The organism is Nocardiopsis tropica (assembly GCF_042660575.1).
Lineage (GTDB): Bacteria > Actinomycetota > Actinomycetes > Streptosporangiales > Streptosporangiaceae > Nocardiopsis > Nocardiopsis tropica.
The window spans coordinates 382,454-396,204 of record NZ_JBHSUF010000004.1 but is presented as its reverse complement, the minus strand read 5'-3'; the positions used below and the strand labels follow the sequence as shown (position 1 = coordinate 396,204).

Here is a 13,751-nt window from a genome sequence, read left to right as displayed (position 1 = left end):
GCGACAACGGCGGCCGTGACCTACGGTGACGGCGTGACGCAGCCAGAACTCCACCGGAACGACCGGGAGGCGCCCGGCGCCGCCCTTCGCGGCCTCCGCGCCGACCTGACCGCCGCCGCCCTGGCCGTGCTCCTCTTCGCCGCGGCGGCCGTCACCGGCACCTGGATCGAGCGCACACGGGGCGTCCTCCACGTCGACTGGCCGCCGCTGTACGCCTCCTGGCTCCCGCACACGGGGCCGGGCACGGTGCCGGCCCTGGCCCTGGCAGCGGCGGTGGCGGCCTGCGGTCCCGCGGCCGCGCGCGCCCTGCCCTGGCGCGCCCTGGTGGGGGCGGCCTGGGCGGTGTCCGCCCTCTGGATCGCCGCGCTCGCCCTGGTCGACGGCTGGAGGCGCGGGATCGCCGACCGCCTCCTGTCACCCCACGAGTACCTGTCCTCGGTGCACCGCTTCGAGGACGCGGGCGCCGCCCTGAGCACGTTCACCCGGCACATCCTCATCGGGCAGCCGGACAACTGGCCCACGCACGTGGCCGGGCACCCGCCGGGCGCCGTCCTGACCTTCGTCGCCCTGGACCGGATCGGCCTGGGGGGAGGGGCGTGGGCCGGGCTCTGGTGCATCCTGGCCGGCGGTTCGGCCGCCGCGGCCGTGCTGGTCGCGATGCGTGCGCTCGGTGCGGAGGGGGCTGCGCGCCGGGCGGCCCCGTTCCTCGTGCTGCTGCCCGCGGCGGTGTGGGCGGGCGTGTCCGCGGACGGCTACTTCGCGGCGGTCACCGCGTGGGGCCTGGCCCTGCTCGCGGTCGGCGCGTCGCCCGGCGCACGCGCGCCGCGCTCCACCGCGCTGGCGGCCGGTCTGCTCCTGGGGTGGGCGGTGTACCTGTCCTACGGGCTGGTCCTCGCCGCGGTCCCGGCCCTGGCCGTGCTCCTGTGCGCGAGGAACGCGCGCCCCCTCCCCTACGCCCTGGCGGGCGCCCTGGTCGTCGCCGCCGCCTTCACCGCGGCGGGCTTCCACTGGTGGGAGGGGTACCGCCTGCTCGTGGAGCGCTACTACCAGGGGGTGGCGGCCGTCCGCCCCTACGCGTACTGGGTGTGGGCCAACCTCGCCGTCGCGTGCCTGGCCGTGGGACCCGCGACCGCGGCGGGCCTGCGCCGGGCACTGACGGGGGCGCCCGCGGCGGCGGGCGGCCTGCTCCGGGCGCCGTCCCGGGAGGCCTCGACGACGGTCCTGCTCGTCGCCGCCGGGCTCGGGGCGATCGCCGTGGCCACCCTCTCGGGGATGAGCAAGGGCGAGACCGAACGGATCTGGCTGCCGTTCGTGCTGTGGCTCGTCCCCGCCGCGGCCCTCCTGCCGGACCGCCACCACCGGGGGTGGCTGGCCGCCCAGGGGGCCACGGCCCTCCTGGTCAACCACCTGCTGCTCACCGGCTGGTGACCCGGCCCCGCCGTCGCCGCCCCCCGCGGTGGTGGGACGATGGAGGGGAGATGACCGAGAGCGAGTCGTGCCGCCCGTTGCGCGCCGGGGTGTTCACCCTGGTGTGCGCGAGCCTGTCCGCGCACGGGCACGCGCTCAGCTCCGGCCACGACGTCCCCCTCGCCGGGCTCCTCGCGGGGGCGGCCGTCGTGTTCGCCATGGCGTGGGCGGCCGCGAACCGCCGCCAGGGCTGGGCCACCCTCACCGGGTGGATGCTCTGGGGCCAGTTCGCCCTGCACGTGGCGTTCAGCTACGTCGGCTCGCTCGGAGGTCCGCACACCGCCTCGCACGAGGGCGACGTGGTGGTCCAGGCTGCGATGCCGGCGTGGACGATGATCGGGATGCACGTGGTCTCCGCGCTGGTCAGCGCGTGGTGGCTGCGCCGCGGGGAGACGGCGCTGTTCGCCTTCCTGCGCTTCATGGCGCTCGCCCTCCTCCCGCTGCTGGTGCTGGTGTGCGGCCTGCCCGCACCGCGCGGCCCCCTCGTGCCCAGCCTGCGGACCGCGGACGTGCCCGTCCGCATCCGGCTGCCGTACCTGCGGCACACGCGCGTCCTGCGCGGCCCCCCGGCCCTGTCGCCCGCCTGAGACCCCGCGTTCGCCACGCCCTGGGCAGGGCGCGGTCACGGCCGTCCCTGCCCTGACCCCCGCCCTGGCCTCCCGCACCGCCCCGGCGCCGCTCAGCGGCGCCGGAGAACGGTCGAACGCGCCGTCCGGGCCCCGCCGGCCCCTCGGGGTGCTCCGCCCTGCCGAGCGCCCCCTCCGACGTGTACCGCGCGGTCCTCCGCCGACCCCTGTCCCGGGGTCCGCGCGGTCGGCGACAGAAAGAACCGACATGCTCTCCCTCAGCGAGACCATCCCCTCCGCACCCCCCGACGGCTCCCCGGGGACGGGCCCCCTCCGCCCCGGCGGCGAGCACGGCGAACTGACAGCCCTGGCGATGCGCGCCAAGGAGGGCGCGCGCGACGCGCTGGACTCCCTGTTCGCGCGCACCCGTGACGACGTGGCGCGCTTCATCGCCCGCCGGGTGGACCCGTCCTGGGTGGAGGACCTGACCCAGGAGACCTTCTCGCGCGCCCTGCGCGGGCTCGACCACTACGCGGGACGCGCCCCGGTGCGCGCCTGGCTCTTCTCCGTGGCGCGCCACACGGTGGCCGACCGCTACCGCGCCCAGAGCCGGATCCCGCGCCACGAGGCCGTGGACGGGTGGGCCGAGGAGGGCGTGTGCGCCCACCAGGGGCGCTTCGACGAGTACCTCGCCCTGCTGTCCCTGCTGGAGGACCTCCCCGAGGACCGCAGGACGGCCTTCGTGCTCACCCAGATCCAGGGCATGCCCTACGCCGAGGCCGCCCGGGCCATCGGCACCCCCGTCGGCACGGTGCGCTCCCGCGTGGCGCGCGGCCGGCGCGACCTGGCGCGCATGCTGCGCCAGGCGGCCTGACACGCGTCCGGGGCGGCACCGCGCCGCCCCGGACGCGCCTCCCCACCGCCGGCCTCCGGCCGGCCCCGAACCCGAGAAGGAACACCATGACGTCCCGACCCCGCCAGGCCGCCCTCCGCGGCCTCGCGCTCTGCGCCGCCCTCGCCCTCGCCACCGCCTGCTCCGCCGCGGACCCCGTCGCGGAGGCCGACCACTACATGGACCTGTCCGACGACCCCATGGCCGCCTCGGCGACCGAGCTGACGACCCTCGACGGCGACCCGTGGGGTTTCACCGACGTCGCCGACGACCGGCTGACCCTGCTCTTCTTCGGCTACACCAGCTGCCCCGACGTGTGCCCGATGACGATGGCCGAGATCGACCTGGCACTCGGGCAGGCCGGGGAGGCGGCCGACGCCTACGACGTCGTGATGGTCAGCACCGACCCCGCCCGCGACACCGCCGAGCAGATGCGGTCCTGGCTCGACCGGTTCGACCCCTCCTTCCAGGGGGTCCGGGGGGACGTCGACACGACGGTCGAGGCCGCCCGCGACTACGGCATCGCCGTCGACCCCCCGCAGGAGACCGAGGGCCAGTACCTGGTCACCCACGGCGGCCGGATCGTCGTCCTGCTGCCCGGGGGCGAGGCGGCCGGGATGTTCGACGAGGGCACCGAGGCCGACCGGATCGCCGCGCTCCTCCCCGAACTCGCGGAGACCCTGCTGTGAGACGCCGCACCGACCCGGGGGAGGGGCCCTCCCGCCGCGGCCTCCTGGCCGCCACGGGCGCGGCCGGGCTCGCCGGCCTGGCCGCGGGCGCGGGCGCCGGGCACGCCTTCGCCGACCGCCGGGCCGGGGAGGAGAACGCCCAAGCGCTCGCCCCCTCCCGCTCCAGGGCCGGGGACCGCGACGGCCTGCCCCCGGCCCTCCTGTCGCCCACGCCGTCCCAGGTCCGACTGGTCGCGCTGGACCTGCGGGCGGAGCCGGGGGAGCGGGCGCGCGAGGCCGCGCGCCGGGTGCTCCGGACCTGGGGCCGGGAGATCGGCGCCCTCCACGGGCACGGCCTCGACGCCCGCGTCGAGGGCGCCCCGACCCGGGGGCTGTTCCCGGCGTCGCTGGGCGTCACCGTCGGCCTGGGCGCCTCCCTGCTCGACCGGATCGGGGCGCAGGACCGGATCCCCCCGCACATGGAGGACGTCCCGGCCTTCGCGTCCGACCGCCTGGAGCCCGGCTGGTGCGGCGGGGACCTGCTGCTCCACGCGGGGGCGGAGGACCCCGTCGTCCTCTCCTCCGCGGTCGGGCACCTGGTCGGGGCCGTCGCCGCCGACGCGCGGCCGCGGTGGTCCCTGCCCGGGTTCCAGCGCTCGGCCGCCGCGGCCGAGGACCCGGGCGCCACGCCGCGCAACCTGATGGGCCAGATCGACGGGACCGTCAACCCGCACGCCTCCGACCCGGTGTTCGGCCCCCAGGTCCTCGCCGCGCACCCCGAGCCCGCCCTGGCGTGGATGGACGGCGGAACCTACCTCGTCGTCCGCCGCATCCGCATGCTCCTCGACGACTGGTACTCCCTCGACCCCGGGGACCGGGAGGCCGTCGTCGGCCGCCGCCTCTCCAACGGCGCACCGCTGGGGGGCAGCGCCGAGGACGACCTCCCCGACCTGTCGGCCACGGGGGAGGACGGCACGCCGGTGATCGCGCCCGACGCCCACATCAGGCTCGCCGCCCCCGGCAACACCCTCGGCGCGCGGATGCTGCGCCGGGGCTTCAACTACGACCTGGGCTGGGACGCCGACGGCCTCCGGCAGGCGGGCCTGGTCTTCACCGCCTGGCAGGCGGACCCCAGGGCGGGCTTCACCCCGGTGCAGCGCGCCCTGGACGAGGGGGCCGACGCCCTCCACCGGTACGTCCGCCACGAGGGGAGCGCCCTGTTCGCCGTGCCGCCCGTGCGCGGGGGCGAACCCTGGATCGCGCACGACCTCCTCCCCGGGTGAGGGCGCGCACCCCGGGAACCGCGAGGGCTCCGTGAACGACCCCGGGGACGGGGCCGCGCTCCCACCCGCACCACCGCACGACCACGACCACGAGGAAACCGCGAGGACCATGCCACTCCCACGACACGGGACCGTGCCGAAGCCACGGACCACCGCCGCCGCGCTGGCCGCCCTGCTCCTCGCCACGGCCTGCGGGGCGCCGGACGCGCCCGCCGACCGGGCCGGGGCCGACCCGGACGCGGAGCCCCGCGGCCACGCCGCCGCCGGCGACCTGGAGGTCACCGGCGCGTGGGTGCCCGAACCCGCCAACCCGGAGATCGCCGTCCTGTACATGGAGGTCTCCAACGCCGCCGACGAGGACACCGCCATCACCGGGGTCTCCACCGGGGCCTCGCCCGACGCCGACCTGTGCAGCACGGAGACCACCGGCTCCGGGGCCTCCCGCATGCGCGTCGTGGAGGAGATCCCCGTGGCGGCGGGGGGAGCCACCGAGCTGGTCGACGGCGGCTACCACATCATGGTCAACGACCTGCCCGAACCCCTGGAGGAGGGGGACGAGGTCGCCGTCACGCTGACCTTCGCCGAGGGGAGCGAACTGGAGGTCACCGCGCCCGTGCAGCCCATGGCGGCCGGCAGCGCACCCGTGACCGACCACGGAGGGCACCACTGAGCCCGCGGCCGTCCCCGCCCGGGCGGGGACGGCCGCGCGGGGCGCCTCACCGGGAGCGGGACCCCGCGACCGGCGCGTCCCCGGACCCGGGCGCCGCGGGGGGCGGCCCCGCCGTGCGGCGCGGGCGGCGGGCGCGCCACCCCAGCACCGCGTCCACCGCGAGGAACACCGCGAGCGAGGCGCCGACCAGCGGAACGGCCCACCCGAGCCCCGCCAGGACGACGACCGCCGCCGCCCGCCACGGCCACGTCAGGGCCCGGAAGGAGCCGCGCGGGTACGGGCGGCCCACACCCAGGGCCCGGCCCCGCGTCGGACGCCGCTGCCACCACATGCGGTACCCCCACGCCGCGACGACGACCACTCCCAGGGCGACGGCGGTCAGCACGAGCTGGTTGGGCACCCCGAACAGCACGCCCATGTGGGCGTCGATGCCCCAGCGGCTCAGCTTGGCCATGAGCGGGTAGTCGGAGAAGCGGACGACGTCGACGACCTCCCCGGTGTCCGCGGCGATCGCCGCGGAGCCCACGGAGGTGGGCCAGGACCGGTCGATCTGGGTCACTGTGTAGGGGGCGGCGGGGTCCTTCGGCAGGGAGATCTCGACGAGGCCGTCCAGCCCGGCGTCCCGCGCGCCGGCGAGCACCGTGTCGATGCCGATGTCCACCCCCGGGGAGGCGTTCGGGACGTCGGCGGAGACGGAGGGGGTGGTCCAGGCCAGCCGCTCCCGGAGTTCGGTGATGTTCGCCCCCGCGTACTGGGACCACGTCAGCCCCGTGGCGGACAGGAACAGCAGCCCCGCCAGCAGCCACGTCCCGGCCGCGCCGTGCACCGAGACCGACCGGGGACGGCCGGGAGCGGTGCCCGCGCCGGGGACGAGCAGGCGGCGCGCGCCCCCGCGGCGGCGCAGCGCGGTCGAGGCCCACAGGGCGGCCCCGCCCAGGGCGACCACCCACAGCCAGCTCGCGGCCAGCTCGCTGTACAGGCGGCCCGCGTCGCCCAGGTGCAGGTTGCGGTGCAGCATGTCGACCCAGGTCCGGGCGGGCAGCGCGCCGCTCGTGCCGTAGGTCTCCATCACCCCGAGGACCTCGCCGCCGTAGGGGTCGACGAACACCGTCGTCCGGTGGCTCTCGGCCGACCCGGGCAGGTCGAAGAGCACCCGCGTGGAATCCTCCTCGCCGGTGGCCGGACGCACCGCGTCGACCTCGGCCCCGGACAGCTCCGCCCGGGCGGTGCGCACCTGCTCGTGCAGCGGCAGGGGCTCGCCCCCCGGCTCCACGTACAGCTGCTCCGCGTACACCGCCTGCTCGATCTGCGGCGTCCACACGTACAGGAGCCCCGTGGCGGCGGCGACCAGGACGAAGGGGGCGACGAACACCCCCGCGTAGAAGTGGAGCCGCAGGACCAGGGGGCGCAGCGCCGCCCAGGCGCCGCGGGGCCCCGGGCGGGCCCGGTCCGCTGCCGACTTGTCCGGTTGCCGTTCCACGCGTTCGTTCTCCTCACAGCGGCGCACCGGGCCCGTGCCCGGTGGGAAGCGTCCTTCGCCCCTGTGGTCGTCCGCGGTGGCCTCCGGGTTCCCGCCGGCGGGACGCCCGTGCCCGGGCGCCCCGCCGGCCGCTGCGGGCCCCGTCGGCTCAGTCGACCTCGATGCCCCTGGCGGTCAGGACCTCCAGCATCTCGGGCCGCTGGTAGAAGAGGTCCTCGGCGCCCTCGAAGCGCCGGAGGTTCGGCACCAGGTCGAGGTCGTCCAGGGAGCGGACGTCGAACAGGTCGTCCTCGCCGTCCCAGACCGGCGCGCACTCCATGAACGCCTGGTTCCCGCCGTCGAACAGGACCGAGTCCACGGCGGCGAGCTGCTCCGCGCCGATCTCCAGCGCCTCGAAGTACGCGCGCGCCTCGTCCAGGACCTGGAACTCCTTCCCGACCGCGTAGGCGTAGTCGTGGGGGCTCTGGGTGATCCCGAGCCCCTGGAGGTGCTCGGAGAGGGTGAACCGGGGGGAGAGCGTCCCGTCGTCGTACATGAGCTTCTCGACGACGAGCAGTTTGAAGTTGAAGTCCTGGAAGGTCGGCATGGGGTCACGGTAGCCAGGGGGTACGACACCGTTGCGCGCCAGGTTCGGCCCTGCGGCCCGCCTCCCGCCGGGCGGGGCGCGGGTTGCGGCGGCCCCCGGGCCGGAGCTCCGGCCGCGGGGAGAGCGCGGTCGGACCCTCCCGAACCCCGGCATCCCCGTCCCCGCGGGCCAAGGGGCGGACAGGACCTCCTCCGCCCTGGGCAAAGCGCCGTGTCCGGCGGTCGCACCCGGGGTGCGGCGCGAGAGGCTTCCGACCGTGCCGCGCCCCGGGACGCGCCCGGACGACGTCGACGGAGGTGCCCCCTGCTCGGTCTCGTACTCGTCGTCCTGCTGGGGACGGCGATCCTGGTCTGCACCGCCCTGGCGGGCCGCACCCGCCTGCCCGCCCCGGCCCTGCTGCTGGGCAGCGGGGTGCTGATGGGGTTCGTCCCCGCCCTGCACGAGGTGCAGCTGCCGCCGGAGCTGATGCTCCTGATCTTCCTGCCCCTCCTGCTGTACTGGGAGAGCCTGTCCACGTCGCTGCGCGAGATCCGCAAGAACCTCACCGGCATCGCGGTGATGAGCACCCTGCTGGTCATCGCCACGGCCGCCGCCGTCGCCGTCCTGGCCCACCTGTGGGGGCTGCCCTGGGGCGCGGCGTGGGTGCTGGGGGCCGCCGTCGCCCCCACCGACGCGACCGCCGTGTCCACCGTGGCCCGCCTCCTGCCGCGCCGGGACATCACCGTGCTGCGCGCCGAGGGCCTGGTCAACGACGGCACCGCCCTGGTCGTCTACGGCGTGGCCGTCGGCGTCACCGTGGGGGAGGAGTCCCTGAGCGCCCCGCACGTCGGCTGGCTGTTCCTGCTGTCCTACTGCGGCGGCGTCGCGGCCGGCGCGGTCACCGCCCTGTTCTGGGCGGCGGTGCGCCGCCGCATCGAGAACGCCCTCCTGCAGAACGTCGCCATCCTCCTCATCCCGTTCACGGCCTTCCTCCTGGCGGAGGGCGTGGAGGCCTCCGGCGTGCTGGCGGTGGTGGTGGCGGGCCTGATCATGAGCCAGGCCGGACCGACCATCGGACGGCCCCTGTCCCGCCGGCAGACCGAGGCGTCCTGGTCCCTGGCGGTGTTCCTCGTCAACGGGTCGCTGTTCGTGCTGGTCGGCCTGGAGGTCCACACGGCCGTGCGGGGGCTGGCCAGCCTGGCCCTGGCCCAGGCCCTCGCGCTGGTGGCCCTCGTGTCGGTGCTGGTCCTCGCGGTGCGGGGCGCCTTCGTCCTCGGTCCGGCCCTCCTCGTGCGGCTCCTGCCGCGGGCGCGGCGGCCGACCGGGGGACCGGGGCTCCCCTCCCGGCTCGTCAACGCCATGGCGGGGTTCCGCGGCGCGGTGTCGCTGGCGGTGGCCCTGTCGGTGCCGCAGACGACCTCCTCCGGAGCCGCCTTCCCCGAGCGGGACCTCATCGTGTTCACCACGACCGGCGTCATCCTGGTGACCCTGGTGGTCCAGGGGCTGCTGCTGCCCCCGCTGATCTCGCGGGCGGGCCTGCCCGACGACTCCGACGTGGAGCGGGAACGGCGGTTCGCCCAGCGGACCGCGATCGAGGAGGCACTGGAGGCCCTGCCCGGGACCGCGTCCGCCCTGGACACCGACCCGGCCGTCGCCTCCCGCCTGGAGGAGGAGTACCGGGAGCACCTGGAGACGCTGCGCGAGGACCCCGACGCCGCGCGGACCGACCGGATCCGGAACAGGGAGGAGCAGTACACGGCGCTGCGCCTGGCTCTGCTGGCCCGCAAGCGGGCCACCGTGATCCGGCTGCGCGACGAGCGCCGCATCGACGACGTCGTGCTGCGCCGGATGCAGTCGGCGATGGACACCGAGGAGGTCCGCCTCACCCACCGCGAGCAGTTCGAGTGACCCCGGGGCCCGAAGGGGGCTGCCGGGACCCGTGACGACGGGCCCCACCACGGACGGCGACCGGGGGAACCGGAACGGGGGAGGCGTGCCCGGGCGGGCAGGCGCTCCCGTCCCGAACGCGGTCCCCGGACGCCGGGGCCCCGGGGCCGTCGCGTCCGCGCACGGAAGGCACGGCGCAGCCGGAGCGGACCCCCGCCCCCGGACACGACACCGGCGCGGCGCCCCAGGGAGGGGCGCCGCGCCGGGCGGGTCCGTGCGCGCGGTCAGCGCCGACGGGCGACCGCGTACCCGTACTGGTCGGGCCAGCGCGAGGCCCCGCCCAGCTCCTCGGCCGCGCGGTGGGCCCAGTAGGGCTCGCGCAGGAGCTGCCGCCCCAGGAACACGGCGTCGGCGCGGCCCGAGGCCACGATCTCCTCCGCCTGGGCGGGCTCCAGGATCAGGCCGACCGCCGCGGTGGGCAGGCCGGTCTCCTGGCGCACCCGTTCGGCGAAGGGGACCTGGTAGTCGGGCGCGGCGGGGATGGAGACGTCGTGGACCATGCCGCCGGTGGACACGTCGAGCAGGTCCACGCCCCTGGCCTGGAGCTCCTTGGCGAGCCGCACCGTGTCCTCGGCGGTCCAGCCCTCCCGGGCGTCGTCGGCGTTCTCCGAGAGCCAGTCCGTGGCGGAGGTGCGGAAGAGCACCGGCAGGTGCTCGGGCCAGACGGCGCGTACGGCGTCGACCACCTCCAGCGGGAACCGCATGCGGTTCTCCAGGCTGCCGCCGTAGGCGTCGGTGCGGTGGTTGGCCGCGGGGGAGAGGAAGGAGTTGAGGAGGTAGCCGTGGGCCCCGTGCACCTCCACGACCTGGAACCCCGCGGCCAGGGAGCGCTCGGCGGCCGCGGCGAAGTCGCGCACGAGCTGCCCGATCTCCTCGACGGTCAGCGCGGTCGGCGCCGGGTGGTCGTGGAAGGGCTCGGCGCTCGGGCCGACCGTGGCCCATCCGCCGTCGGCGGGGGCGACGGGGCGGCTGCCGAGCCAGGGCTTGTCGACCGAGGCCTTGCGCCCGGCGTGCGCGAGCTGGATGGCGGCGACGGCGCCGTGGGAGCGGACGGCCGAGACCACCCGGGCGAGGCCCGCCTCCTGCCGCGCGTTCCACAGGCCCAGGTCCCACGGGCTGATCCGCCCGTCCGGGCGCACTGCGGTGGCCTCGACCATGACCATGCCGAGGCCGCCCGCGGCCCTGTCCGCCAGGTGCGCCAGGTGGAAGTCGGTCGGCACCCCGGCGTCGGGGCCCTGGGACTCCGCCGAGTACATGCACATCGGGGACATCCACGCGCGGTTGGGAATCTCCAGCGACCTCAGTACGAGGGGGGTGAACAACGTGCTCACGGTCGGTCCTTCCCGTGGTGCGGGGTGGGACCCCGGCGGCGCCGGGGTCGGGCGTCGGTCACGAGTCGACCGCTCCTCATACGATAATCATCGTATTACGATGATTGTCAAACTACGAGGCTTGTCGTACTTTGTGGATGGTGGCGCAGCGAGGGAGGCGGTCCTGTGGTCGACACGGCGGGGACGAGAAGGCCGGGACGCCGGTTGGAGCACCCGCACGCCCGGGAGATCCGGGTGGACGCGGTCCTGCACGCACTGGCCGACCCGGTACGGCTGCGCATCGTGCGCGACCTGGCCGACGGCCATGAGGACATGGCCTGCATCGCCTTCGCGCTGCCGGTGAGCAAGTCCACGTCCACGCACCACTTCCGGGTGCTGCGCGAGGCCGGGATCATCCGGCAGTACTACGAGGGCACGTCGCGGATGAGCCGCCTGCGCACCGAGGACCTGGAGACGCGTATGCCGGGGCTGCTCGGCGCGGTGCTGAACGCCGCCCTCCTCGCCGAGCGCGAGGACGAGGCCGCCGTGACGGCGCCCTCCGACGGCGGGCGCTGAGGGCCCGCCGGGGAGCGGCGCGGCCCCGGGAACGCGGAAGGCCGCGCGGGACGGATCCTCCGTCCCGCGCGGCCCCCGATACCCGGCGCGCCCCCGCGCTGCCGGGTACGCCTGCCCCGATCCGCCCTCCGGTACCGGTGCCCGGCCCCGCTCACCTCACCGGAGGACTCCAGCCCCCGCGGCGACCAGGCGGTCGGCCAGTTCGGTCAGCCGCACGCCCGCGACCCGGGGGAGCAGCACGCCCTCCAGCAGATCGACGCGCTCGCGCCAGGCCGCCGGGACGGCCCGCTCGCCGCCGACCGCCCCGCACAGGGCGCCGACCATCGCCGGCATGCTGTCGGCCTGCCGGGGCAGGAGCGCCGCGGCCTGGAGCCCCGCGGCGAGGTCCCCGCCCACGAGGCGGGTGATCGCGAACGCCGTCGGCAGCGTCTCGGGGGCCACGCCCCCGTGGCTGTAGCGCGCCCGCCCGAAGGCGTCCACCAGGTCCGGCACCGCCGTGAAGGCGTCCGCGGCGCCGTCGACCAGCGCGTCGGCGCGGTCCAGCCCCCGCCCGAGCCAGCTGTCCGCGGGCACGGTCCGGCGGGCTCCCGCCAGCGCGATCTCCAGCGGGGCGCCCCCGGCCAGCGACGCCACGGCGTGGGCCATGGCGCGGGCCGCCCACAGCCCGTCCCGGGAGTGGGTGATGCTCGCGTAGTCCCCGGCCAGGAGGGCGGCGGCGTCCGCGTCCCCGGCGCGCAGCAGTCCGACCGCCACGGCCGCCGGGACCGCGGCGTCGTCCCAGTGCACGGGGTTGTCCGTGCCCGTCGTGGGAGGCACCGCGCCCCGCAGGGCGTGGACGGCCGCGCCGCGCTCGGCGACGCCGCACCACACGTCCTCGGTGTCCACGTAGTGCGCGCGCCACCGTGCGAACAGCGAGGCGGTGTCGTGGGCCTCGGCCTCCAGCAGCACCAGGGCCGCCGTCGCCGCGGTCTCGGCGTCGTCGGTGCCGGACAGCGGGCTGCCCTCGTCGCCGCTCAGGGCGAAGGGCAGCAGCGGGCGCGAGACGCGCTGGGCGTCGAGCTCGGCGTTCTTCTGCCACAGGATGTCGCGCCCCCACCCGGAGCGGACACGCCGGTGGAACTGGGCGGGCAGGCCGAGGGCGTCGCCCATCGCGAGCCCGAGCAGGGCTCCGCGCGCGGTCTCAGAGCGCAAGGTCCACCTCCTGGTGGTGGCGCCCGGCGGCGTGCAGGGCGTCGGCGAGTTCGATGAGGTCCGTTCCTGCGGTGACGGTGACGCAGCGGCCGGAGACGCTCGTCACCTGCTCCCGCCAGTGCGCGGGGACGGCCGAGGCGCCGTGCAGCGCGCCAGCCATCGCCCCGGCCATCGCGGCGATGGTGTCGGAGTCGCGCCCGATGTTGACCCCGGCGAGCACGGTGGGGACGAACTCGCCGCGTGCGGCAGCGAAGAGGCCGAAGGCCAGGGCCACCGCCTCGGGGGCGGTGTCGGGCCAGGGGTAGTGGAAGAGCGGGATCTGCGCGTACAGCTCCCGTTCGGCCGTGTCGGTGTCGGGGGCGGCCCCGGCGATCTCCAGGGCCCGCCTCGTGAGGCGCCCGGTCCAGGAGTCCGCGGGCATGGCCGCGAGCCCGGCCGCCACGACCTCGTCGGGCCCCTCGGCCACCAGGGCGACCGCCACGGCCGCGGCGACGGCCCGCGCGCCGTGGACGCCGTCGGCGTCGTGGCTGACCATGGCGTCCTCGTGCGCCAGCCGGGCCGCCTCGGCCGGGTCGCCGGCGCAGAGGATCCCGACGGGCGCGACGCGCATGGCCGCGCCGTCGCTCCAGGACTCGTAGCTGTCGGCGCCGCTGACGGGGGGCCGCAGCCCGGCCCGCAGGTTGGCGATGGCCACCATCTCGCTGAACCCGGCGCCGTGGAACCCCTCGGTCTGGGCGAGGAGTGCTGTCCGCCACACCTCGGCGACGTGGTCGGCCGTGAGGCCGTGCCCGTGCGCGAGCAGCCCCCGGGCGCACAGGACGGCGTACTCGGTGTCGTCGGTGCCCGCGGCGTCCTCCTCGAGGAAGTCCACCACACGTCCGTGTGCTGCACGGATGGCATCGGGGGTCATGCCTTCTGTGGGTGCCCCCAGGGCGTCGCCGACCGCCAGGCCCACCAGGGCCCCGCGGCACCGATCACGAGTCACCATCGGCATCCTCTCACTTCGTTTTGCGCACAGCAGTTCGACGCGCTCCGCCGTGTTCCAACTGGTGAGTGGGGGAGGGGGATACTCGTCTTGACACTGCACACCGTTTTTGGCCACTATGAACCCTACCCTTTTGCAATACGTTTTGCAT

The 13,751-nt window shown here is 76.3% G+C and carries 13 protein-coding genes; 8 read left to right on the top strand and 5 right to left on the bottom strand.

Translation table 11 applies throughout. The annotated features are described in order from the left end of the window. Positions 1-33 precede the first annotated feature (33 nt). From ACFQBR_RS09225 to ACFQBR_RS09200, 6 genes are all read left to right on the top strand, one after another. Positions 34-1,428, top strand: a complete 1,395-nt coding sequence (locus tag ACFQBR_RS09225; protein WP_378552814.1) for a hypothetical protein — start codon at positions 34-36, stop codon at positions 1,426-1,428. 50 nt (positions 1,429-1,478) lie between these two features. Then, positions 1,479-2,054, top strand: coding sequence for a hypothetical protein (locus ACFQBR_RS09220; RefSeq protein ID WP_344183316.1), 576 nt, complete (start codon positions 1,479-1,481; stop codon positions 2,052-2,054). A gap of 247 nt (positions 2,055-2,301) precedes the next feature. After that, entirely contained in the window at positions 2,302-2,907 is a 606-nt protein-coding gene (locus tag ACFQBR_RS09215; RefSeq protein WP_378552811.1) for an RNA polymerase sigma factor, read from the top strand. Positions 2,908-2,993: 86 nt separating this feature from the next. Further along, positions 2,994-3,614 (top strand): SCO family protein, encoded by a 621-nt coding sequence (locus tag ACFQBR_RS09210; protein ID WP_344183318.1) that lies wholly within the window; start codon positions 2,994-2,996, stop codon positions 3,612-3,614. After that, positions 3,611-4,876, top strand: coding sequence for a Dyp-type peroxidase (locus tag ACFQBR_RS09205; RefSeq protein WP_378552808.1), 1,266 nt, complete (start codon positions 3,611-3,613; stop codon positions 4,874-4,876). Before ACFQBR_RS09210 ends, ACFQBR_RS09205 begins: the two co-directional genes overlap by 4 nt. A 133-nt stretch (positions 4,877-5,009) precedes the next feature. Further along, positions 5,010-5,546 carry a copper chaperone PCu(A)C gene (locus ACFQBR_RS09200; protein WP_378552806.1) on the top strand — a complete coding sequence of 179 codons (537 nt, stop codon included), beginning with the start codon at positions 5,010-5,012 and terminating at the stop codon, positions 5,544-5,546. Between the two features lie 46 nt (positions 5,547-5,592). Here ACFQBR_RS09200 and ACFQBR_RS09195 read toward each other — a convergent pair whose 3' ends face one another. Both ACFQBR_RS09195 and ACFQBR_RS09190 read right to left on the bottom strand, forming a co-directional pair. After that, entirely contained in the window at positions 5,593-7,026 is a 1,434-nt protein-coding gene (locus ACFQBR_RS09195; protein WP_344183324.1) for a PepSY-associated TM helix domain-containing protein, read from the bottom strand. Between the two features lie 148 nt (positions 7,027-7,174). Beyond that, a complete protein-coding gene (locus tag ACFQBR_RS09190; protein ID WP_344183326.1) occupies positions 7,175-7,612 on the bottom strand; it encodes a DUF6892 domain-containing protein in 438 nt (145 codons plus the stop codon). 210 nt (positions 7,613-7,822) lie between these two features. Here ACFQBR_RS09190 and ACFQBR_RS09185 point away from each other — a divergent pair, with 210 nt between their 5' ends. Further along, on the top strand, positions 7,823-9,499 hold the full coding sequence (locus tag ACFQBR_RS09185; protein WP_344183328.1) for a Na+/H+ antiporter: 1,677 nt from the start codon (positions 7,823-7,825) through the stop codon (positions 9,497-9,499). A 263-nt stretch (positions 9,500-9,762) separates the two neighbouring features. On the opposite strand, the gene ACFQBR_RS09180 is transcribed toward ACFQBR_RS09185, so the two are convergent. Then, positions 9,763-10,869 (bottom strand): NADH:flavin oxidoreductase/NADH oxidase, encoded by a 1,107-nt coding sequence (locus ACFQBR_RS09180; protein ID WP_344183330.1) that lies wholly within the window; start codon positions 10,867-10,869, stop codon positions 9,763-9,765. A gap of 165 nt (positions 10,870-11,034) precedes the next feature. Between ACFQBR_RS09180 and ACFQBR_RS09175 the strand changes: the two genes are divergently transcribed. After that, entirely contained in the window at positions 11,035-11,424 is a 390-nt protein-coding gene (locus tag ACFQBR_RS09175) for an ArsR/SmtB family transcription factor (protein WP_344183332.1), read from the top strand. Positions 11,425-11,580: 156 nt separating this feature from the next. On the opposite strand, the gene ACFQBR_RS09170 is transcribed toward ACFQBR_RS09175, so the two are convergent. Both ACFQBR_RS09170 and ACFQBR_RS09165 read right to left on the bottom strand, forming a co-directional pair. Further along, on the bottom strand, positions 11,581-12,615 hold the full coding sequence (locus ACFQBR_RS09170; RefSeq protein WP_344183334.1) for an ADP-ribosylglycohydrolase family protein: 1,035 nt from the start codon (positions 12,613-12,615) through the stop codon (positions 11,581-11,583). After that, complete coding sequence (locus ACFQBR_RS09165; protein WP_344183336.1) at positions 12,605-13,603, bottom strand: ADP-ribosylglycohydrolase family protein; 999 nt, start codon at positions 13,601-13,603, stop codon at positions 12,605-12,607. Before ACFQBR_RS09165 ends, ACFQBR_RS09170 begins: the two co-directional genes overlap by 11 nt. Between the last annotated feature and the right edge of the window lie 148 nt (positions 13,604-13,751).